Source organism: Stutzerimonas stutzeri, from assembly GCF_002890895.1.
GTDB lineage: Bacteria > Pseudomonadota > Gammaproteobacteria > Pseudomonadales > Pseudomonadaceae > Stutzerimonas > Stutzerimonas stutzeri_AB.
Genome location: NZ_POUL01000002.1, coordinates 207,957 through 229,456, shown reverse-complemented (window position 1 = coordinate 229,456; position 21,500 = coordinate 207,957). Strand labels below are relative to the sequence as shown.

General features: G+C 60.0%; 21 protein-coding genes. 7 read left to right on the top strand and 14 right to left on the bottom strand.

The annotated features are described in order from the left end of the window. The first annotated feature begins 109 nt into the window (after nucleotides 1-109). A complete protein-coding gene (locus CXK96_RS04010) occupies nucleotides 110-838 on the top strand; it encodes a hypothetical protein (protein ID WP_258005595.1) in 729 nt (242 codons plus the stop codon). Between the two features lie 86 nt (nucleotides 839-924). On the opposite strand, the gene CXK96_RS04005 is transcribed toward CXK96_RS04010, so the two are convergent. The 3 genes from CXK96_RS04005 to arsB are packed head-to-tail and all read right to left on the bottom strand — an operon-like array spanning nucleotide 925 to nucleotide 3,276. Continuing rightward, nucleotides 925-1,161 (bottom strand): thioredoxin family protein, encoded by a 237-nt coding sequence (locus tag CXK96_RS04005; RefSeq protein ID WP_102835205.1) that lies wholly within the window; start codon nucleotides 1,159-1,161, stop codon nucleotides 925-927. A gap of 19 nt (nucleotides 1,162-1,180) precedes the next feature. Further along, complete coding sequence (locus CXK96_RS04000; protein ID WP_102835204.1) at nucleotides 1,181-2,185, bottom strand: permease; 1,005 nt, start codon at nucleotides 2,183-2,185, stop codon at nucleotides 1,181-1,183. A gap of 11 nt (nucleotides 2,186-2,196) precedes the next feature. Beyond that, the gene (gene arsB, locus CXK96_RS03995) at nucleotides 2,197-3,276 is read right to left on the bottom strand and encodes an ACR3 family arsenite efflux transporter (RefSeq protein WP_102835203.1); all 1,080 of its coding nucleotides are present in this window, start codon (nucleotides 3,274-3,276) and stop codon (nucleotides 2,197-2,199) included. A gap of 280 nt (nucleotides 3,277-3,556) precedes the next feature. Here arsB and CXK96_RS03990 point away from each other — a divergent pair, with 280 nt between their 5' ends. From CXK96_RS03990 to arsJ, 6 genes are all read left to right on the top strand, one after another. After that, entirely contained in the window at nucleotides 3,557-3,913 is a 357-nt protein-coding gene (locus CXK96_RS03990) for a metalloregulator ArsR/SmtB family transcription factor (protein ID WP_102835500.1), read from the top strand. 185 nt (nucleotides 3,914-4,098) lie between these two features. Continuing rightward, nucleotides 4,099-4,812, top strand: a complete 714-nt coding sequence (arsH, locus tag CXK96_RS03985; protein ID WP_102835202.1) for an arsenical resistance protein ArsH — start codon at nucleotides 4,099-4,101, stop codon at nucleotides 4,810-4,812. A 17-nt stretch (nucleotides 4,813-4,829) separates the two neighbouring features. Beyond that, complete coding sequence (locus tag CXK96_RS03980; protein WP_102835201.1) at nucleotides 4,830-5,324, top strand: tyrosine-protein phosphatase; 495 nt, start codon at nucleotides 4,830-4,832, stop codon at nucleotides 5,322-5,324. A gap of 6 nt (nucleotides 5,325-5,330) precedes the next feature. Beyond that, a complete protein-coding gene (locus tag CXK96_RS03975) occupies nucleotides 5,331-5,657 on the top strand; it encodes a YnfA family protein (protein WP_102835200.1) in 327 nt (108 codons plus the stop codon). Nucleotides 5,658-5,673: 16 nt separating this feature from the next. Then, complete coding sequence (locus CXK96_RS03970; protein ID WP_102835199.1) at nucleotides 5,674-6,681, top strand: ArsJ-associated glyceraldehyde-3-phosphate dehydrogenase; 1,008 nt, start codon at nucleotides 5,674-5,676, stop codon at nucleotides 6,679-6,681. A 60-nt stretch (nucleotides 6,682-6,741) separates the two neighbouring features. Next, on the top strand, nucleotides 6,742-7,974 hold the full coding sequence (gene arsJ, locus CXK96_RS03965) for an organoarsenical effux MFS transporter ArsJ (protein ID WP_102835198.1): 1,233 nt from the start codon (nucleotides 6,742-6,744) through the stop codon (nucleotides 7,972-7,974). Nucleotides 7,975-8,043: 69 nt separating this feature from the next. Here the strand turns inward: arsJ and CXK96_RS03960 are convergent, their stop codons facing one another. The 11 genes from CXK96_RS03960 to CXK96_RS03910 all read right to left on the bottom strand — a co-directional run bounded on the left by CXK96_RS03960 (nucleotide 8,044) and on the right by CXK96_RS03910 (nucleotide 21,449). Further along, nucleotides 8,044-9,720: a PAS domain-containing hybrid sensor histidine kinase/response regulator gene (locus CXK96_RS03960; RefSeq protein ID WP_102835197.1), complete on the bottom strand. Its 1,677-nt coding sequence runs from the start codon at nucleotides 9,718-9,720 to the stop codon at nucleotides 8,044-8,046. Next, nucleotides 9,704-10,867, bottom strand: coding sequence for an alcohol dehydrogenase-like regulatory protein ErcA (gene ercA / locus CXK96_RS03955; protein WP_102835196.1), 1,164 nt, complete (start codon nucleotides 10,865-10,867; stop codon nucleotides 9,704-9,706). Before ercA ends, CXK96_RS03960 begins: the two co-directional genes overlap by 17 nt. 99 nt (nucleotides 10,868-10,966) lie before the next feature. Further along, a complete protein-coding gene (locus CXK96_RS03950) occupies nucleotides 10,967-12,865 on the bottom strand; it encodes an alpha/beta hydrolase family protein (protein WP_102835195.1) in 1,899 nt (632 codons plus the stop codon). Nucleotides 12,866-12,909: 44 nt separating this feature from the next. Then, nucleotides 12,910-14,064 carry a pyrroloquinoline quinone biosynthesis protein PqqE gene (gene pqqE / locus CXK96_RS03945; RefSeq protein ID WP_102835194.1) on the bottom strand — a complete coding sequence of 385 codons (1,155 nt, stop codon included), beginning with the start codon at nucleotides 14,062-14,064 and terminating at the stop codon, nucleotides 12,910-12,912. Next, nucleotides 14,036-14,314: a pyrroloquinoline quinone biosynthesis peptide chaperone PqqD gene (pqqD, locus tag CXK96_RS03940; RefSeq protein WP_102835193.1), complete on the bottom strand. Its 279-nt coding sequence runs from the start codon at nucleotides 14,312-14,314 to the stop codon at nucleotides 14,036-14,038. Before pqqD ends, pqqE begins: the two co-directional genes overlap by 29 nt. A gap of 85 nt (nucleotides 14,315-14,399) precedes the next feature. Next, entirely contained in the window at nucleotides 14,400-15,152 is a 753-nt protein-coding gene (gene pqqC / locus CXK96_RS03935; protein WP_102835192.1) for a pyrroloquinoline-quinone synthase PqqC, read from the bottom strand. A gap of 94 nt (nucleotides 15,153-15,246) precedes the next feature. Continuing rightward, entirely contained in the window at nucleotides 15,247-16,158 is a 912-nt protein-coding gene (pqqB, locus tag CXK96_RS03930; protein WP_102835191.1) for a pyrroloquinoline quinone biosynthesis protein PqqB, read from the bottom strand. A gap of 49 nt (nucleotides 16,159-16,207) precedes the next feature. Next, nucleotides 16,208-16,279 carry a pyrroloquinoline quinone precursor peptide PqqA gene (gene pqqA / locus CXK96_RS03925; protein ID WP_003253598.1) on the bottom strand — a complete coding sequence of 24 codons (72 nt, stop codon included), beginning with the start codon at nucleotides 16,277-16,279 and terminating at the stop codon, nucleotides 16,208-16,210. Nucleotides 16,280-16,435: 156 nt separating this feature from the next. Beyond that, nucleotides 16,436-17,551: an NADH:flavin oxidoreductase gene (locus CXK96_RS03920; protein ID WP_102835190.1), complete on the bottom strand. Its 1,116-nt coding sequence runs from the start codon at nucleotides 17,549-17,551 to the stop codon at nucleotides 16,436-16,438. 243 nt (nucleotides 17,552-17,794) lie between these two features. Beyond that, complete coding sequence (gene exaC, locus CXK96_RS03915; RefSeq protein WP_102835189.1) at nucleotides 17,795-19,315, bottom strand: acetaldehyde dehydrogenase ExaC; 1,521 nt, start codon at nucleotides 19,313-19,315, stop codon at nucleotides 17,795-17,797. A gap of 355 nt (nucleotides 19,316-19,670) precedes the next feature. After that, complete coding sequence (locus tag CXK96_RS03910; protein ID WP_102835188.1) at nucleotides 19,671-21,449, bottom strand: PQQ-dependent methanol/ethanol family dehydrogenase; 1,779 nt, start codon at nucleotides 21,447-21,449, stop codon at nucleotides 19,671-19,673. Nucleotides 21,450-21,500: the final 51 nt, after the last annotated feature.

Sequence of the window (21,500 nt, the reverse complement as noted above, 5' to 3'; positions counted from 1 at the left end):
GGCGTTTTGGCATCACAGGATTGACTTACGCGGCTTGCCGAGTGAACGCGAGAGCGCAGACTGAAGTCATTGGTAATGATCAAATCGTTACCCATGTATGGAGTCACTCTTGTTTGCCAGCTTCGTCGCCGCCATTGTTCTGGCTACCGTTCATGTTTTTGCAGGCCGTTTGCGCAGGCTCGATAGCCTGCCTCGTAGTCGATGGCTTTCCATGGCTGGCGGCGTTTCGGTCGCCTACGTGTTCGTCCATCTGCTGCCCGAACTGGCGCGCGGTCAGGCGGTGATGGACGGCAGTGACATCTGGGTGCTCAGCTATTTGGAGCATCATGTCTACTTGCTGGCGCTGCTTGGCCTCGCCTCATTCTATGGCTTGGAGCGGCTGATCAAGGAACATCGCCGTCGCTTGCCGGAACATGCCGAATCCCATGCGGGTGTGTTCTGGCTGCATATCGGCGCATTCGCCGTTTACAACGGCCTCATTGGTTATCTGCTGATTCAGGGTGAAAACAGCAGCCTGACTACACTGGTGCTCTATTGTGTCGCGATGGGCCTGCATTTTCTGGTCAATGACTTTGCCCTTCAGCACGACCATAAGGGGTTATTCAGGCGCCGCGGTCGCTGGTTCCTCGCCGCGATGCCGCTGGCCGGTTGGACGCTCGGCCTCGCTACGGAGATTTCGGAGCTCGCCGTGTCGGCACTGACCGCTTTTGTAGGCGGCTCGATCATTCTGAACGTATTGAAAGAGGAATTACCCGAAGAGCGCGACAGCCGCTTCAGTGCCTTCCTGCTCGGCTCGGTCGGCTATTCGACATTGCTGCTCAGCTTTCAGGGCAGCTAGCCGGAGCGAGCGTGGTCCGCGGCCTGTACCGTCACTGCGCCATGAAGGCGGGTAAATATGCGACCAGCTATGGGAGGGCTCTCGGCTCAGCGAGCCTTCAGCAACCGCTCGATTTCGCTTGGAGTCAGTACTTTCCCCATCGACACGACTTTATCGTCAACCGCCAGAGCCGGGGTCGACATGACGCCGTGAGCGGCGATCTCCGCCATGTCGGTGACCTTGACGATCTGTGCTTCGATACCGAGATCGCTGACCGCTTGCTGAGCATTCTCAGTGAGTGCAACGCACTTTTTGCAGCCTGTACCAAGGATTTTGATGATCATGAAATGATTCCCTTACAAGTCATAGAAGTAGGTGGCTGATGCTGTTGAAGAAGTAACCGATCAGCATGATGCCGACTACCACGATGCCAAAAAAGAGAGCCAGCAGCGGCGCCTGAACAACCTTTTTCAGCATGATGAGTGACGGCAGGGACAGCGCAGTCACCGCCATCATGAAGGCCAGCACAGTGCCAATGCCGACACCTTTTCCGACCAGCGCCTCTGCAATAGGCAGGGTGCCGAAGATGTCGGCGTACATCGGCACACCGACGAGCGCAGCCAGCGGCACCGACCACCAGTGGTCCTGACCAATGGCGTCGGTGATCACCTCTTCCGGAATCCAGTTGTGTATCGCCGCGCCAATGCCAACCCCGAGCAGCACGTAAAGCCAGACCCTTTGCGCGATTTCGATTACCTGATCCCGTGCATAGACAAGCCGATCACGCAGTACCAGTTGCTCTTCAGGGAGCTCGAGAGCCTTGTGCTGGGTTACGAAGGCTTCGACGTAGCGCTCCATCTGCGCTTTGCCAATGAGCGTCCCGCCAACTACCGCCAGGATGATGCCGACCACGACGTAGGCCAGCGCGATGGACCAATTGAACACGCTGGCCAAGAGGATCATCGAGGCAAGGTCCACAAGCGGCGAGGAAATGAGAAAGGAGAAGGTCACGGCTAGCGGCAGTCCGGAGCTGGTAAAGCCGATGAACAACGGGATCGACGAGCAGGAGCAAAAAGGCGTGACTGTGCCGAGCAACGCTCCAGTCAGGTTTGCCTTGAAACCATGCATGCCGCCAAGAATCCGCCGAGTGCGTTCCGGCGGAAAGTAACTTTGTACCCACGAAATCAGGAAGATCAAAGCCGACAGCAGAATGAAAATCTTAATTACGTCATATATGAAGAAATGCAGACTGCCCCCCAGGCGGCTGGCCAGGTCCAGGCCGAATACCTCTTCGAGCAGTAAGCGCACCAGAGAGGACAGCCAATCCATTCGCAATAGCTGGTCATCGAGCCATGTGAAAGCGTCCACCTGCTTCTCCTCTAGCCTTGCGGCAGCGCCCGCTCGTACCAGTCTCGGCTTTTGTTGACGGTACGAACCAGCCAAAGCATCACCGGCACCTCGATGAGCACCCCTACGACCGTCGCCAGCGCCGCGCCCGAGTTGAAGCCGTACAGCACGATGGCGACGGCTACCGCGAGCTCGAAGAAATTCGACGCGCCAATCATGGCGGACGGCCCGGCGATGTCATGGCGCACTTTCAGCTGTCGGTTGAGCCAGTAACCCAGCGCGGCAATCACGAGTGTTTGCAGCAGGATCGGCACCGCCAACATGGCGATCACCAGAGGCTGTTCGACAATCGCTTCACCTTGAAAGGAGAACAGCAACACGAGCGTCGCCAGCAGCGCCAGGATAGCGAACGGCTGGATACGGGCCAGTGCTGCCTGAAATCTGTCTTCACCGCGCCTGCGAAGGCGGGAGCGAATGAGCTGAGCAATCGTCAGTGGGATGACGATATACATCACGACAGAAAGGATCAGCGTATCCCACGGCACAGGGATCGACGAGACTCCTAGCAGCAAGGCCACGATGGGCGCAAAAGCAAACACCATGATCAAGTCGTTTACTGCTACTTGAGTCAGGGTGAAGTTGGCGTTGCCGTTACACAGGTTGCTCCAGACGAACACCATGGCTGTGCAAGGGGCCGCGCCGAGCAGGATCAGGCCGGCGACGTAGCTATCGATCTGGTCAGCCGGCAGCCAATCCGCGAATACGTGTCGGAGAAACAGCCAGGCGAGAAACGCCATGGTGAAGGGTTTGATAGCCCAGTTCACGAGGAGGGTCACGCCCATACCGACGCGGTGCTCAAAGATCTCATGAAGTGCGCTGAAGTCGATTTTCATCAGCATCGGGATGATCATCACCCAGATCAGCACCCCTACGGGGATGTTCACGTTTGCCAGCTCCATCGCACCGACCGTCTGTGCCGCCTTTGGCGCAAACAGGCCGATGAGCGTCCCGGCAACGATGCACAGAAAGACCCAGAGGGTCAGGTAACGCTCAAAGAAACCGATTGGCGCACCTGCGGCTTTTTTTCCTATGGTTTCGCATTGGGTAGACATGGAGCTTCTCGTTATTTCATCTAGGTCGCGGTTTTGACGTGCTAGCAGCCGGTGGCAGCTCCGTCAGCATCGAAGTCATCTGATGGGCCATGGGCCGCGCACGGCAGCTCACGCCCATCGAGAGTCACGGCCCGGTCATGCTGCTGCGCTTTTGCAGCCGAGCTTGCCAAGAAACCGTCTGAGCATATTCGCTTTACAGCATATGCGGCTATCAATATATTCTCAGCTTTCCGTGTGGAGCCTGCTCCACGTCAATCCCATCGTCCAGGCCATGAATTCCATGATCGAACCTCTAACGCCTGACATGGTTTTTAAATGCCTCTCCGATGAAACCCGAGCGCGCATGACCTTGCTGATCACGCTCAAAGGAGAACTGTGCGTTTGCGAGCTGACGACCGCGCTTGAGCAAAGCCAGCCGAAGATTTCGCGGCATCTCTCCCAGTTGAGAAGCTGCGCAATCCTTGAAGACAGACGCCAGGGGCAGTGGGTGTATTACCGACTGCACCCGCATCTACCCGATTGGGTTCACGAGATGCTGCAAGTCGTGCTCAATGCCAATAAACAATGGTTGAGTAGTGATGCTGAGCGCCTTGAACGCATGCATGAACGGCCTGACCGCGCGGCAGTCTGCGGCTGAATCGGAGCGATCCGTGAGAGCGCAATGGCCGTGCACAGCTAGCGCGGCTCCGCACGCATCAGCCCGTGCGCGTTCGACGACAGGCTCGAATTTCCAGGTACGCATGGCGGCTCTCCCCGCCCTTCCGCAACCGGCTCGATGCGAACGCCGCGAATGATGAGTGACGCCCTGATGCGAGAAAAGCAATGAACGAAAGTCTTCCCAATATCGACCTCGAGCATCTCGATTTGCCGAGTCTGGCTAAGCTCAACCTGCCCAGCGATCCAGCACACAAACCGCGCATTCTGTTGCTCTATGGCTCGAACCGCGAACGCTCGTTCAGTCGCTTGATGAGCCAGGAGGCGGCGCGTCTGTTGGAGGCAATGGGTTGCGAAACGCGAATCTTCGACCCCGCCGGCCTGCCCTTGCCAGACGACGCGCCCGAATCTCATCCCAAGGTGAAGGAGCTGCGCGAGCTGGTGATCTGGTCGGAAGGCCAGGTGTGGTGCTCGCCGGAACGACACGGGGCGATGAGTGCGGTGTTTAAGGCACAGATCGACTGGGTACCGCTGAGCATGGGTGCCGTCCGCCCGACGCAGGGCAAGACCCTGGCGCTGATGCAGGTCTGTGGGGGCTCGCAGTCCTTCAATGCGGTGAATCAGATGCGCGTGCTGGGCCGCTGGATGCGGATGGTCACGATCCCCAACCAGTCTTCAGTACCTAAGGCGTTTCTGGAGTTCGACGACGCCGGGCGAATGAAACCTTCAGCCTATTACGACCGGGTCGTGGACGTGATGGAGGAACTGGTCAAGTTCACGCTGCTGATACGTGGACGCGGTGGCTACCTTGTCGATCGCTACTCCGAACGCAAGGAATCGGCCGAGGCCCTGTCAGCACGCGTCAATCAGCGCTCGATTTGAAACAAGGAAAGGCAACCATGTCGCACCCCTATGACGTTCTCGATATCCCGGGTTACGCAGGCCGTTTGATGTTCACGCCATGCCCTGGCACCAAGGGCACCGACGTAAGTGAAGCGCTGACGACGATCGAATCAGCTGGCGCGCAGGTACTTATCACGCTGATGCCGAATGCCGAGCTGGCAGCCAACCATGCGGATGACCTTCCGGCTCGCTGCGCCGAGCTTGGCATGGAGTGGTTGCAGCTACCGGTGTCCGATGAACAGGTCCCGCAGGCTGACTTCGATTCTGCTTGGCATCGCCATCGGGAAATCATCCTTGCGCGACTGGCCGAAGGCGCCACGCTGGCGATCCACTGCAAGGGTGGTTCCGGGCGCACCGGGCTGATTGCCGCGCGCATCCTGATCGAGCTGGGCATGCCCCGGGAGACCGCCGTGAAAGAGGTCCAGGCGCTTCGGCCCAAAGCCATTCAACACCCGGCCCATGTCGGCTGGCTCGCACAATTTGGCGACTGACCTCTGATGCTGAAGACCTTTGGCTTGTTCTTCATCACCGCACTGGCCGAAATCGTCGGGTGCTATCTGCCGTACCTATGGCTTCGTCAAGGCAAAAGCGCCTGGCTCCTGATACCTGCCGCGGCATCATTGATGCTGTTTGCTTGGCTGTTATCGCTGCACCCGACAGCAGCCGGACGCGTGTATGCCGCCTATGGCGGCGTTTACATCGGCGCTGCAATCGTCTGGCTGTGGCTCGTCGACGGCATCAGGCCTACCGGCTGGGATCTACTGGGGTCGGCCGTCGCATTGGTCGGCATGGCCATCATCATGTTTGCGCCTCGCGGCGCCTGACTTACGGAAATCAACCATGACGCTCAAAATTGGTATCAACGGTTTCGGCCGGATCGGCCGTCTGGCCCTACGCGCGGCCTGGGACTGGCCGGAGCTGGAATTCATCCAGATCAACGATCCCGCCGGGGACGCAGCCACTCACGCCCACCTGCTGAATTTCGACTCGGTGCATGGCCGCTGGCAGCACGAAGCAAGCAGCGACGGCAATTGCATTGTTGTGGATGGCAAACGAATCCGGGTCACTGCTAACAAGGCCATTGCCGATACCGATTGGTCCGGCTGTGATTTGGTCATCGAAGCCAGCGGCAAGATGAAGACGGTGGCAGTGCTGCAAAGCTATCTCGACCAGGGCGTCAAGCGTGTTGTGGTCAGCGCGCCGGTCAAGGAAGCCGGGGCGCTCAATATCGTCATGGGGGTCAATGACACGCTGTTCGATCCAGCGCTGCACCGGATCGTTACCGCAGCCTCCTGCACCACCAACTGCCTCGCCCCGGTGGTCAAGGTGATCCATGAACACCTGGGCATCCGCCATGGTTCGATTACCACGATCCACGACCTGACCAATACCCAGAGCATCCTCGATCAGCCCCATAAGGATCTGCGTCGCGCCCGAGCCTCGGGCATGAGCCTGATCCCGACTACTACCGGTTCAGCCACCGCGATCGCCGAGATCTTTCCGGAGTTGCGCGGCAAGCTCAACGGCCACGCGGTACGCGTCCCGCTGGCCAATGCATCGCTGACCGACTGCGTTTTCGAAGTCGAGCGAGCCACCTCTGTCGAGGAAGTCAACACGCTACTGCAGGCCGCAGCAAGCGAAGGTCCACTCAAGGGCATCCTTGGCTATGAAACGAGGCCGCTCGTTTCCATCGACTACCGCACCGACCCACGCTCCTCGATCATCGATGCATTGTCGACCATGGTCGTGAACGGCACACAGGTGAAGCTGTATGCCTGGTACGACAACGAGTGGGGCTACGCCAACCGCACCGTGGAATTGGCACGCAAGGTCGGTCTAGCCCCTTGATCCTGAGGATGGCGCGCTCGCGACGCCATCCGTACCCTCCGCACCGCAACAGGACTCGTCATGTACACCCTCTCCCGCCTCGCTCCGGAGGTTCGCCAGTATTTGCTGGTGACCGGCAACTACTGGGCGTTCACCCTGACCGATGGTGCGCTGCGGATGCTGGTAGTCCTGCACTTTCATGCGCTGGGCTATACGCCGTTGCAAATTGCCGCCCTGTTTCTCTTCTATGAAGTGTTCGGTGTCATCACCAATCTGGTTGGCGGCTACCTGGGGGCCCGAATTGGGCTAAACCGCACCATGAACATTGGCCTGGCCATGCAGGTCGTGGCCCTGATGATGCTCACGGTGCCCGCCGCATGGCTGACGATTCCCTGGGTGATGGGCGCGCAAGCGCTGTCGGGCATTGCCAAGGACCTGAACAAGATGAGTGCCAAGAGCTCGATCAAGCTCTTGGTGCCGGAGGGTCAGCAAGGCACGCTGTACCAGTGGGTAGCTGTGTTGACCGGGTCGAAGAACGCGCTCAAGGGTGTCGGTTTTTTCCTCGGCGGTGCCCTGCTTGCTGTTATCGGCTTTCGCGGATCACTTCTCGTCATGGCCGCGGCGCTGTCGCTGATCTGGATTTCCAGTCTGGTATTGCTGAAAAAAGACCTGGGCAAGGCCAAGGCGAAACCGAAGTTTCGCGAAATGCTCTCCAAGAGCCGGGCCATCAATGTTCTGTCAGCCGCACGGCTGTTCCTGTTCGGCGCCCGAGATGTCTGGTTCGTGGTGGCGCTACCGGTCTATCTGTCCGCGGTGTTTGGCTGGGACTTCTGGCAGGTAGGCGGCTTTCTCGCGCTCTGGGTGATCGGCTATGGCATCGTCCAGTCACTTGCCCCAGCTATTACGGGCAAGAGGCGTGGTGATGTTCCAGACGGGCGCTCGGCGTTTGGTTGGGCGCTACTTCTGGCCGGCTTGCCGGGGGGAATCGCGTTGGGGCTGGGCACCGATTGGTCAGCCCAGGCGGTACTGCTCGGCGGCTTGCTGCTGTTTGGAGCGCTTTTCGCCATAAACTCATCGCTGCACAGCTACCTGATCGTCTCTTATGCAAAGGCCGACGGTGTATCGCTGGACGTCGGCTTCTATTACATGTCCAACGCGCTGGGCCGACTGGTTGGCACCCTCCTCTCTGGTTGGGTCTATCAGCGATATGGACTCGAGGCCTGCCTCTGGATCTCGAGCGTCTTTGTGCTGCTGGCTGCACTGATCTCGATCGCCCTGCCGCACCGTGATCACGCAGTGAAACAAGCCAGTTGAGCGTGACGCAGCGAACAACGAGACATTCCGGTTTGCGCCGGTTCATCGCCTGTTCGCGCTTTGGGTCTATCAGCGGTGGCTATCGCTGAGCAAGTGACTCAGTACCGATCGCAATTTCCCCGCCTTGACTGGCTTGTTCAGCACTGGCACGCCAAACCCGTGCAGTTGGCGGCGACACTGGTCGCTGCGATCGGCCGTCACCATCACCACGGGAATTGGCTGCGCAAAGTGCTCCCTCAACGCAGTGGCCACTTCCCAGCCGGTCACGCCCTGATCGAGATGGTAGTCGGCGAGAATTGCCTCCGGCGGCGCTCCGTCGAGCACAGCCAACGCGGCTTCCTGGTCGGTGGCCGTCAACACGTCGCAGCCCCATTGCCCCAGCAACGCAGCCATGCTGTGGAGGATGCTCAGCTCGTTGTCGAGGACCAGCAAACGACGCCCCGGTAACGGGTTGCCAAGCACTGGCATCAACCCAGGCGCTTCGACCGGCAGGTGCTCCGGCGGATCGGCCAGTGGCACATCAATGCTGAAGACGGAGCCTCGACCAAGCTGCGAACGCACCCGAATCGGATAGGCCAGCATCGAAGCAATGCGATCGACAATGGCCAGACCCAGCCCGACGCCGGGGCGCTCGGTGGCGCGCTGTACACCCAGCTGATTGAATTCGAGGAAGATCGATTGCATCTGATCCGCTTCGATTCCGCGACCGGTGTCCCATACCTCGATGCGCAAGTATTCGCCGCGCTTGCGCGCGCCCAGCAATACGCGGCCGTGATCGGTATAGCGGCAGGCATTGCTGAGAAAATTACGCAGGATGCGCGTCAGCAGCCGGAAATCGCTGCGCAACGCGTAGGCCGGAATGTAGTGGTCAAAACCAAGGCCAGCTGCATCCGCCACGGACTGAAATTCAGAAACCAGTGGTAACAGCACTTCATCGAGGCGATAGACGTCGATGTCGGGCTTTATCGCCTGCTGGTCCAATTTGGAAATATCCAGCAAGTCCGTAAGCAGATCTTCAGCCCCTTCAAGCGCCTGATGCGCCCGCTCCACCAGATTGGTCTCAGCATCCGGCAAACGGCGTTCCCGTAGTGTCGAGATCAACAAACGTGCAGCATTGAGCGGCTGCAATAGATCGTGGCTGGCGGCGGCCAAATATTTGTCTTTACTGTGGTTGGCCGCCTCGGCAGCATCCCGCGCCTTACGCAGCTCTAGGGTCCGTTCGGTGACCCGCTGTTCAAGCTGTTCGTTGAGTTGCAACAGGCGCATCTGGGCCAGTTTGCGATCGGTGATGTCCGCTACAAAACCCTCGACCAGACCGTCTTCGTCCGGCTTGAGCAAGAGGTTCATGATCACATCGATAGCGGTGCCGTCCTTGCGCCGCAGACGGGTGTCGTAACCGAACAGGCCTTGCTGTGTCTTCAGGGTGTGGCGAATTTGCTCGAGCTCGGCTTCACCACCGATGAACAGGTGATGCGAGAGATCGGTCAGGTGCCAGAGCGCCTCGGCCGGGTTTTCGTAGCCGAGCATCCTTGCCAGCGCTGGATTGGCTGCACGGATGCCTTCCTGCAGGCTTGCCTGGAAAATGCCGTGTACAGCATGTTCGAACAGCCACTTGTAGCGGTTACGCTCGGCCTCGAGTTCTTCGAGACGGGCCACGAGCTCAGGGTAATGGCTCTTGCGGGCGGAATGTGTACCCAGCCCAAGGAGCCCGACGAGCGCATCGTCTTGTTCAGAGTGCTTCGGCATAGACCACTTCGACGTCTCGTTGGGTCGACGAACGAGGGTTGGTCAGAATGCAGGGGTCCTGCATAGCGTGCTGCGAAAGAAACGGGATGTCGGAGAGGTCCACGCCATGCAAGCCCAGTGTTTCGTGGAAACCAATGGCCTGCTTGAGGCTGATCAGATGTTGCATGAGCCGTTCACGGATCTGCCGATGGCTCAGCCCGCGACTATCGATACCAAGGGTTTCAGCGACCACTTTGAAGCGATCCGGCGCTGAATCGTAGTTGAACGCCACCACGTGCTCGACCAAAACCGCATTACACAGACCATGCGGTAGGTCCAGGTAACCGCCCAAGCTGTGCGACATCGCGTGTACTGCGCCAAGGATCGCGTTGGAGAAGGCCAAGCCGGCCTGCATGCTACCGAGCATGATTTTCTCGCGTAGTTGGATGTCTGCCGGATTGGCGATCATCTCAACCAGATGGCCGTTGATTAGCCGCATCGCCTCCAGCGCGTGCGGATCGGTCAGCGGTCCATGGCCAGTCGAAACGAAGGCTTCTATGGCATGGACCAGCGCATCAATACCCGTACAAGCCGACAGGAACGGATCCATGCTGAGGGTGGTTTCCGGATCGATCAGTGAGACATCCGGTACGGCGCCCTTGCTGACGATGGAAAACTTCATCCGCTCGGTCTGGTTGGAAATGATCACGAACTGCGAAACGTCGGCAGAAGTGCCCGCGGTCGTGGGAATCAGAATCAACGGTGGGCTTGGCACACGCAGCGTGTCGACGCCCTCGAACTCGATGATATTCCGGCCATGCGCCACCGCGATACCGATGCCCTTGGCGCAGTCCATCGGGCTGCCGCCGCCAACCGCGACGATGACGTTGCACCCCTCGCTGCGGTACATCTCGGCACCCAGCATCACTTCTTCCGAGCGGGGGTTGGCCGACACCTGGGTAAACAGGTGGTAGTCGATGTCCTGCCGGCTCAGGCTTGCCTGGACATCACCGACCCAACCGGCAGCTACCACGCCTGGATCAGACACGAGCAGCACCTTTCGGGCGCCGAAATTTTTCGCGTAATTGCCGGCGCTGTGCCGACAGCCCGCGCCGAACACGATCTCTGGGGATACGAACTTACGTTGCAGGCTAAGGTTGGGGCTCATACGACGGCCTCTCGTTATTATTTGTTACTTTTGGCAAGCGTACTGCTTTCCTCCATCAAAGCAATCGGCAAAACGGAGCATGGCGGTGCGAGGGCTGCTTTACTGGCCGCCGGTTCGACCCAGCAGCGACATATAGAAGCGGCACTCGCGCTCCAATGCACCTGCCAGGTTGGCTGCCTGGCGAAAACCATGACGTTCTTGCGGATAGAGGCAATATTCCACCCGCACACCCTGCTCGCGCAATGCGCCCACCATGGACTCGGTTTGTTCGGGCAGAACCACCGCATCCAGCGCGCCCTGGAAAAAAATCACCGGAACCCGTATCTGTGCAGCGTTGTTAAGCGGCGTCCGCTCCTTGTATCGCTGAGCGTCACGCTCAGGATCGCCTATTAGCCAATCCAGATAATCCGCTTCGAATTTGTGCGTCACGCGCCGCAAGGCCATCGGATCGCTGACCCCGTAGAGGCTGGCACCGCCAGTAAAACCGGCATCGGCGGCCAACGCGCAGAGGGCGCTGTAACCGCCCGCGCTGGAGCCTCGGATGAAGGTGCGCGCGGAATCGATCTGGCCGCGAACGGCCAATGCCTGCACCGCCGCGCACGCATCCTCGACGTCCACTACGCCCCATTCGCCGCGCAAACGCTGCCGATAGGCTCGGCCAAATCCACTGCTGCCCCGGTAATTGACATCGGCGACGGCGAAGCCCCGTTGCGTCCAGTACTGAATACGCGGGTCGAAAACCGGATAGCTCGCGGAGGTCGGCCCGCCATGCATGAACACGACCAGCGGTGGTTTCTCTCCGGGCAGGCCAAGGCAGTCGGCATTACGGGGTGGATAGAAAAAAGCGTGCGCCACCTCCTCCTGGCCCGTCGCAAAACTGAACGGTTGCGCGCAAGACAGCTGCTCGGCCGGCAGGGGCTGTTCGCCGCCGGCCAGGATCGCAATTTCACCGGTTAGACGTTCGATTGCCAGCACGGCGGGCATCCGATCAGGAGCCCCGGCAATGCAATAGTAGTGGTGCTCATCCACGGCCAACTGACGACAACGACTGTATGCAGGCGCGAGCTGCCGCTCGCTACCCTCGGCGTCATGCTCGAAAAGCAGGCCGTGCCCCTCCACCAGCCGAGTCAATAGCCAGGCACCGCCAGTTAACGGCACATAGCTGACGGTCGCTAACTGCCAGGGCGCCGGAGCGTGGTCGAAGCGGTGTCGAGCGAAGCGCTCCGCGGGCACGAGAGAATTGCCTTGGCTCCGCCAGGGTTGCCACCAGCCGGCACGGTCGGTCAGGCAAAACAGGTCACCATTGCTGGCGAAGCGAGGCTGTTGCAGTGACTCCGAATCGTCACTGCCAGCCATGCACACCGCGGGGCCGAGTCGGCCATCTGGTAGGACGTCGGCGATCCAGAGACTGGTAGCCGTCCAGGGTTGCTCGGGACGCTGCCATTCAATCCAGGCCAGACGCTCACCTGTAGCGTCCAGCGTAGGCGAGGCATAGAAGTCGGCACCTTCGACAAGCATCTGATGCACGCCTGCAAGCGAAACGCTTACCAACCGATGCCGGACGTCCTCTTCATCATGGGCTTCCTCGACCGCCAGGATCGCGCCACGGCGTCGATCATATTGCAGATCACCGTAACGGCACTGCAGGCGCGAGGTAAGCGCCGCCGGCTGACTCGCACTCGAACCGTCAACGACTTGCAGATAGATCTGCTGATCCTTTTCGTTGACGAACGCAACGCCTTCATCGGTGAGAGTAAACGCACCGCCACCGTATTCGTATACCCGGCTGCGCAGCGAGAAGCCCGTAGGGGTCAGGCACTGTGTTGTACCGTTGCGCCAATACCACAGCGTGCAACGGGCGTCGGCTGGGTCGTATTGGATCCAGAACAGCCCGCCATGGCCGGCGCGCAGCTCAGCGAAGTCGCGGCTGGCCGAGGCGGCTTTTTCAGCGGTCCATTCACTCATCCAAAAGCCGTAGGGCGTTTCTGTCTTGATCATCACTGTCGATCCCGGTCGGTCAGGCTGCCGTTCTTTAAACGGACCTACACCTTGAGAATCAGCTTTGACGCCTTTTCGTTGCGGAAGGTCAGTTCATCCAGCCCGCGCGGAGACTGCTCGGCCTCGGTACGCGCTGCAAGAATCTTGTCGTGATGAGACGACTTGCTGCACACCGGATCGGCGTTGGCAGCATCGCCTGTGAGCATGAAGGCCTGGCAGCGGCAGCCGCCGAAGTCCTTTTCCTTCTCGTCACATGACTGACACGGCTCGGGCATCCAGTCGAAACCGCGGAATTTGTTGAAGCCCATCGAGTGCTTCCAGATCTGCTCGATGCTTTGCTCGCGGACGTTCGGAAACGTGATGGGCAGTTGTCGCGCACTGTGGCACGGTAGTGCCGTACCGTCTGGAGTGATGTCGAGGAACAGGTTGCCCCAGCCGTTCATGCAGCCCTTGGGGCGCTCTTCGTAATAGTCCGGCGTGACGAAGATCAGCTTGCAGGGATGGTTCTCGGCAGCGAGCTTGTCGCGCCATTCATTTGTGATGCGTTCGGCACGCACCAGCTGTTCCTTGCTCGGCAGCAAACCGGCGCGGTTAAGTTCGGCCCAGCCGTAGAACTGACAGGTCGCGAGTTCGACGAAGTCCGCTTCCAGCTCCAGGCAGAGCTGAATGATGCGGTCGATGTTGTCGATATTGTGCCGATGGGTCACGAAATTCAGCACCATCGGATAGCCGTGCGCCTTGACCGCGCGCGCCATCGCAAGCTTCTGTGCGAACGCCTTCTTCGAGCCCGCCAGCAGGTTGTTCACCTCTTCGTCGGCGGCCTGAAAGCTGATCTGAATATGGTCGAGCCCAGCGTCCGCGAACGAAGCGATCTTTTCTTCGGTCAAGCCGATGCCGGAGGTGATCAGGTTGGTGTAGTAGCCCAGATCCCGTGCCGCCTTGATCAGCTCGGCCAGATCCTGGCGAACCAACGGCTCGCCGCCGGAAAAGCCCAATTGTGCCGCGCCCATCTCGCGTGCCTGGCGGAACACCTCGATCCACTCGGCTGTGCTCAGCTCATCGTGGCTGCGCGCGAAGTCCAACGGATTCGAGCAATAGGGGCACTGCAGCGGGCAGCGATAGGTCAGCTCGGCCAATAGCCACAGCGGCGGACCGGGCTCGAAACCCGGCTTAGCGAAGCTCGATCCAGAACCGTTCAACGGCTACCTCCAGGAATGCGACGATGTCCTCCTCGATGCCCTCGGCATCGGGAAAGCGGCTCTGCAGATCAGCCACAATGGCGCCCACGCTCCGAGTGCCATCGACCTCGCCCAGAACCGCTGATGCGCTCTCATTCAGCTTGATCATGCCTTCGGGATAGAGCAGCACATGACAGTTCTGCGCCGGCTCCCATTGAAAGCGGAAACCGCGGCGAAAGACTGGAATCTGCGTCAGTTGGATATCGCTCATGGTCCTCTGTCTCGCCAGTAAAACATCATCGGTATGGGGCAGTGGGCTGCCGCCCCGGGGCTCATCAGGCCGTTCAGTCAGCCGGTTAGAAACTGATGCCCTTATGCCAGACGCGCTCGCGGGTCACCGTATGGTACGGCGGACGGTCCAGCTCATAAGCCATGCTCATGGCATCCAGCATGCTCCAGAGGACGTCCAGTTTGAACTGAAGAATATTCAGCATGCGCTCCTGGGCTTCTCGCGTCTTGTAGTGCTCGAGCGTGATGCGCAAGCCATGCTCGACGTCGCGGCGCGCTTCCTTCAAGCGTTTGCGGAAGTAGTCGTAACCGGACGCATCAATCCAGCTGTAGTGCTGGGGCCACGCGTCCAGACGGGATTGGTGAATGGTCGGGGCGAACAGCTCGGTGAGTGAACTGCTGGCAGCCTCCTGCCAGACGGCGCGGCGGGCGAAATTGACATAGGCGTCGACGGCGAAGCGCACGCCCGGCAGCACCAGTTCCTGCGACAGCACCTGCTCGCGGTCCAGGCCCACCGACTCGGCCAAGCGCAGCCAGGCTTCGATGCCGCCCTCCTCGCCTGGGCTTCCATCGTGATCGATGATGCGCTGGACCCACTCGCGGCGGGTATCGCGATCCGGGCAGTTTGCCATGATCGCCGCATCCTTCACCGGAATGCAGACCTGATAGTAGAAGCGATTGGCAACCCAGCCCTGAATTTGTTCGCGGGTCGAGCGGCCTTCGTACATGGCGCGGTGGAACGGATGATGGATGTGGTAGTAGTCGCCCTTGGCGCGTAGCGCTGCTTCGAACTCGGACGGAGTCATGGCTGGCAGGGTCATAAAAACTTCCTTACGGGTTGTGCGGGCTGTTCCTTCAGGCACAGGTGAGCACCTTCAGCCACTGAGTTCTCTGGTGATCGCGGGCGGATGCAGGCTACAGCTCGATACTCATGCCATCGAACGAAACCTCGATCCCATGCTCGTCGAGCACTGCGCGTTCAGCGGAATCCTCGTCGAGGATCGGATTGGTGTTGTTGATGTGGATGAGAATCTTGCGTGCGGCGGGCATACCGTCGAGCACTTCGATCATGCCGCCAGGCCCGCTTTGTTGTAGGTGGCCCATTTCGGAGCCCAGCTTGGTCCCGACTTCGCGCACCTGCATTTCGTCGTCGCGCCAGAGCGTACCGTCAACCAGCAGGCAGTCTGCACCTCGCATCAGCTCCAGTAGCTCAGGGCTGACCTTACCGAGGCCCGGTGCGTAGAACAGCTTGCCGCCGGTGTTATGGTCCACGATCAGCAGGCCGATGTTGTCACCGGGATGCGGGTCGTTGCGGTGCGGCGAATACGGCGGCGCCGAGCTGCGCAGCGGGATTGGCGTGATTTCGAGTTGCGGGCAAGTCGGAATGCGGAAGCTGCCTTCCAGCGCAATCCGATTCCAGCGCAGCCCGCCGTTCCAGTGCTCCAGCATGTTGAACAGCGGGAAACCCGTGGTGAGGTCCTGATGGACCATTTCCGTGCACCAAACCTGGTGCGGGCAGCCTTCGCGCAGCGTCAGCAATCCCGTGGTGTGGTCGATCTGGCTGTCCAGCAGAATGATGGCTCCAATCGCGGTGTCGCGCGGCGCCCGCGCCGGTTGCAGCTTGGGGAAGGCTTCGAGCTGCGCGCGGATATCAGGCGAGGCGTTGCAGAGGATCCAGTCCTCGCCATTGTCACTGATGGTGATGGACGACTGGGTGCGCGCCTGAGCACGGAGCGTGCCGGCTCGCAGCCCGGCGCAGTTAGCACAATTACAGTTCCACTGAGGAAAGCCGCCGCCAGCAGCAGAACCTAAAATCTGGATGAACATGGGCAGCTCCCAAAAAAACGGAGCCCCGACCGGGGCCGGGGCAGTTCAATCAGCGATTGGCGAAGTACATGGTGACTTCGAAACCAATGCGCAGGTCGGTAAAAGCAGGTTTAGTCCACATGGCTGATTCCTCTTTTTGTGATGACGGAAGTATTCCGGCAACTCATTAAGCACCCTGATCCGTCAAAAGCGGAATGGTACTTTGGAAGGAGACAGCGCTCTGCATTGGTAGTGCCTCGACTGCCTCCGTTTTCGTAACGCGCGCTTACCTGCCTGCTCAGCGGCGCACAGCAGAGCGGCCGTGGGTGCCGCGCCAGGCCAGCTCGTTGGTGATTGTCGCCATCGGCGAGAACATATCGAAGTCGAACGCGGTCAGCGGGACCTGGTCCTGCACACGCAGCGGCCAGTCATGATTGGCCAGCGCCGCCTTGCCTATCGCCACGAAGTCCAGCACGCCGGCGTCTAGCAGTTGTTGCGCCTGATCACCGGTGCCGATGCCGCCGTTGCCGATGATCGGAATCTCGACGGCACCTTTGGCAATTGCCGCCAGACTCTCGCCCTCCTCGAATGCCGGGGTACTGATGTCGGCTTCGGTTACATGGATATAGTCGAGTCCGGCGGCGGCTAACGTGGCGATACGATAGCGCGCCGCCTCTAGCCCTCCGTCCCATTTGAGCCGGCTGTCAGTGACCATGCCTTGTGATAGCCGCATGCCAACAACCAAGTCCGACCCGACCGCTTCACGTACCGCGCGGAGGATTTCCAGTGGCAGGGCCAGTCTCGCCTTGTAGTCACCGCCCCACCGGTCGGTGCGCTGATTGAACTCAGCGGTCATGAATTCGTGCAGCAGGTAGCCGTTGGCACCATGCAACTCCACTCCATCGAAACCGGCGTCGCGTGCATGTTTTGCTGCCTGGACGAAGCCGGCAATCGCTTCCTGGATTTCTGCCTCGGTCATCTCCGCCGGCGTTGCGTAAGGGCCTTCGCCGCCGTAGAAGCTCAACTGCCGCCCGCCAGGCTGGACTGCCGATGGGGCTACGTGACGGGCGTGATGGATGTTGCCCTGAGTCTGTGCGCCGCCGTGCATCAGCTGGGCGATGATGGCTGCACCGGCCTGATGGACCGCACTGACAATCGGCTTCCAGCTGTCACGTTGTGCCTCGGTGGCCAGGCCTGGCTGGTTCAGGTAACCCTGGCTGTAAGCGGTGTCGGTGTAGGTGCCTTCGGTAATCAAAAGGCCGAAGCCGCCCTCGGCAAAGGCCTGGTAGTAGTCGCGCATCAATTCGTTGGGTTGCCCTTCCGGCTCGGCGCTTACGCGGGTCATCGGAGCCAGCACGGCGCGGTTGCGCAGGCGCAGCTGATTCAGCTGGGCAGGTTCGAGCAATTGGGGCATCAGCAAGTCCTCATGAACGTGGGTCATGCTGAATCTGAGGTGCAACGGGCGTTGGAGTTCGCCCCTTACGCTCGCCGGGCTTGGCGAGGGCATAAAAAAACGCGGCCTTTGGGGCCGCGTTGCGTTGATGGACCACCTGCCGCACCCGGTCGGTCGAGGGTCCCCGCACTGATCGCGTGCGAGCAAGTCAGCCGGCGCGCTGGAGCGAACGCGCCGGGTCTCTCAAGTTGCAGTGCCGCGCGCTTAGAAGAAGCCCAGCGGGTTGATGTCGTAGCTGATCAGCAGGTTCTTGGTCTGCTGATAGTGATCGAGCATCATCTTGTGGGTTTCACGACCAACACCGGACTTCTTGTAGCCGCCGAACGCCGCGTGCGCTGGGTACAGGTGATAGCAGTTGGTCCAGACGCGACCGGCCTTGATGCCACGGCCCATGCGGTAGGCGCGGTTGATGTCGCGGGTCCAGACGCCAGCACCGAGACCGAATTCGGTGTCGTTGGCAATCGCCAAGGCTTCGGCCTCGTCCTTGAAGGTCGCAACCCCAACCACCGGCCCAAAGATCTCTTCCTGGAACACGCGCATCTTGTTGTGGCCCTTGATCAGGGTCGGCTGCACGTAATAACCGGTCGCCAGGCCGCCTTCGAGCTTCTCGGCGGCACCGCCTGTGAGAATCTCAGCACCTTCCTGCTGAGCGATTTCCATGTACGACAGGATCTTGTCGAACTGCTGTTCGGAGGCCTGAGCGCCGACCATGGTGTCGGTATCGAGCGGGTTGCCACGCTTGATCGCCTTGATCTTCTTCATCACCACTTCCATGAAGGGTTCGAAGATCGACTCCTGAATCAGTGCACGCGACGGGCAGGTGCACACTTCACCCTGGTTGAAGAACGCCAGTACCAGACCTTCAGCGGCTTTTTCGATGAATGCCGGTTCAGCATTCATGATGTCTTCGAAGAAGATGTTCGGGCTCTTGCCACCCAGCTCCACGGTGCTTGGAATGATGTTTTCGGCAGCGCAGCGCATGATGTGCGAACCAACCGGTGTCGAACCGGTGAACGCGATCTTGGCGATACGAGTGCTGGTAGCCAGCGCCTGGCCTGCTTCGCGGCCGAAGCCTTGAACGATGTTCAGCACGCCTGGTGGCAGCAGGTCACCGACCAGCTCGGCAAAGACCATGATCGACAGCGGCGTCTGTTCGGCCGGCTTGAGCACGATGCAGTTACCCGCGGCCAAGGCCGGAGCGAGCTTCCACGCAGCCATCAGCAACGGGAAGTTCCACGGAATGATCTGACCGACTACACCCAGGGGCTCGTGGAAGTGATAAGCCGCGGTGTGCTCGTTGATTTCAGCGGCGCTGCCTTCCTGCGCACGGATGCAACCGGCGAAGTAACGGAAATGGTCAGCCGCGAGCGGCACGTCGGCGTTCAATGTTTCGCGGACCGCCTTGCCGTTGTCCCAGGTCTCGGCGATGGCCAGTTTTTCCAGGTTGGCTTCGATACGGTCGGCGATTTTCAGCAGCACCAGAGCGCGGTCCTGCACAGAGGTCTTGCCCCAGGCATCAGCGGCAGCGTGGGCGGCATCGAGAGCGTGCTCGACATCCTCGACCCCGGAGCGCGGGAATTCGGCGATGACTTCTCCGTTGACCGGCGAGGTGTTGACGAAATACTCACCCTTGACCGGCGGAACGAATTCACCACCGATGAAGTTGCCATAACGTGGCTTGAACGTAATGACGGAACCTTCTTTGCCGGGTTGGGCGTAAATCATGAGCGGCCTCTCTAATTTTTCTGCTTGTCGGAGCCTGACCGAACATGGACAGGACATGGGACGATCTTAGGCAGCACAACCGCTTGCCCGGAATGCACCCAAGGGACAGATGCGTTCCTCATTTGGTAGTAGATGCAATGGAGCTGTACGAGTCTCGGAGTGACGCAATACGCATGCGAATCGACCAAAACGGGCGAAACAGTTGAGTGCCGAGTGGCACCTGTTAGGTCGCCAGGTCACAGTGCAAGAGTCGGTCAGCACTTTCGACGGATTCACTCCACAAACAAAAAACCCGCCACGAGTGGGCGGGTTTTTGCAGCATCGAGGCCGGATATCGGCCCCTTTGATTTGCCGCTTAGCGCTTGGCTACGACCTCATCCTTCGGCAGTTTGAAGGTCCAGACCATGCCGCCCTGGTTGAAGTCCTTGATGCGCTTGGCGACTTCGCCGCCCCAGAGCGGTACAGCGCCGCCCCAGCCGGAAAGGACCGAAACGTACTGTTCGCCATCCATTTCCCAGGTAACCGGAGAACCGATTACACCGGAGCCGGTGTTGAACTCGTAGACCTTCTCACCCGTCTTGGCATTGAACGCCATCAGGAAGCCTTCCGGGTTACCGGTGAACACCAGATTGCCCTTAGTTGCCAGTACGCCACCCCACAGCGGCGCGTAGTTCTTGTAGCGCCAGACTTCCTTGCCGGTTTTCGGATCAATGGCGCGCAGCACGCCAATGTATTCCTCGTTTAGCGGATGGATGGTGAAGCCGGCACCCAGATAAGCCGCGCCCTTCTTGTAAGCGACGCCTTCGTTCCAGATGTCCATCGCCCATTCGTTCGAAGGCACGTAGAACAGTCCGGTGTCCTGGCTGTACGCCATTGGCATCCAATTCTTGCCGCCGAGGAACGATGGCGCCACGGTGACGGACTTGCCCTTGTCAGCCTCTCCTGGTGCGCCGGGACGGTTGGCGTCGTCGTAGATCGGACGGCCATCCTTGTCCAGACCCTTGGCCCAGGTGATCTTGTCAACGAACGGGAAGCCGCGGATGAACTTGCCGTTGGTGCGATCCAGTACATAGAAGAAGCCGTTACGGTCCGCAGTACCGGCTGCTTTGACGGTTTTGCCGTTTTCCTTGTAATCGAAGGAGATCAGCTCGTTCACGCCGTCGAAGTCCCAGCCGTCATGCGGCGTAGACTGGAAGTGCCATTTGATCGAACCGTCGTCCGGGTCCAGCGCCAGGCGCGAGGAGGAATACAGGTTATCGCCTGGGCGCAGGTGCGAGTTCCACGGCGAAGGGTTACCGGTGCCGAACAGCAGCGAGTCGGTGTCCGGATCGTAGTAGCCACCCAGCCAAGGCGCTGCACCGCCGGTCTTCCACAGGTCGCCCGGCCAAGTCTTGCCGGCTTCGCCGCCGGAAATGCCGTTCTCGACCTTTTTGCCGTCCTTCATCACGTAGCCCATGTGGCCTTCGACGGTCGGACGGGTCCACAGCAGTTCGCCGTTCTTGGGATTGAAGGCCTGGATCATGCCTACAACGCCGAACTCACCGCCGGCCAGGCCGGTGATCAGTTTGCCCTTGACCACCATCGGGGCGGCCGAGATGGAGTAGCCAGCCTTGTAGTCGGCCACGGTCTTTTTCCAGACGACCTTGCCGGTGTCCTTGTTCAGCGCGACCAGCTTGGCGTCCAGGGTGCCGAAAATCACCAGGTCGTCATACAGGGCTACGCCACGGTTGATCACGTCACAGCAAGGCATGATGCCGTCCGGCAGGCGAGCGTCGTACTGCCACAGTTCCTTGCCGGTGCGGGCATCGACCGCAAACACGCGCGAGTAGGAGCCGGTGAGGTACATCACGCCGTCTTTGATCAGTGGCTGCGCTTCCTGGCCACGTTGCTTTTCGCCCCCCAGGGAAAAGCCCCAGACCGGGCGAAGCTGACTGACGTTTTCAGTGTTCAGGGCATCCAGGGTGCTGTAGCGCTGGCCTTGCAGCCCCAGGCCGTTGGTAACGATCTGATCGGTGGACTTGGCGTCATCGAGAATTTCCTGATCGGTGACTGCCCATGCCGACACGCTGGACACGGCCATGGCGGCGCAAAGCGCTGTCAGGGCGAAGGGCTTGCGAAGACCGGTGTGCTTCATTGCGGCTACCTCTACGGGTTCATTGTTATCGTCGCCGGGAAGTTTTCCCGG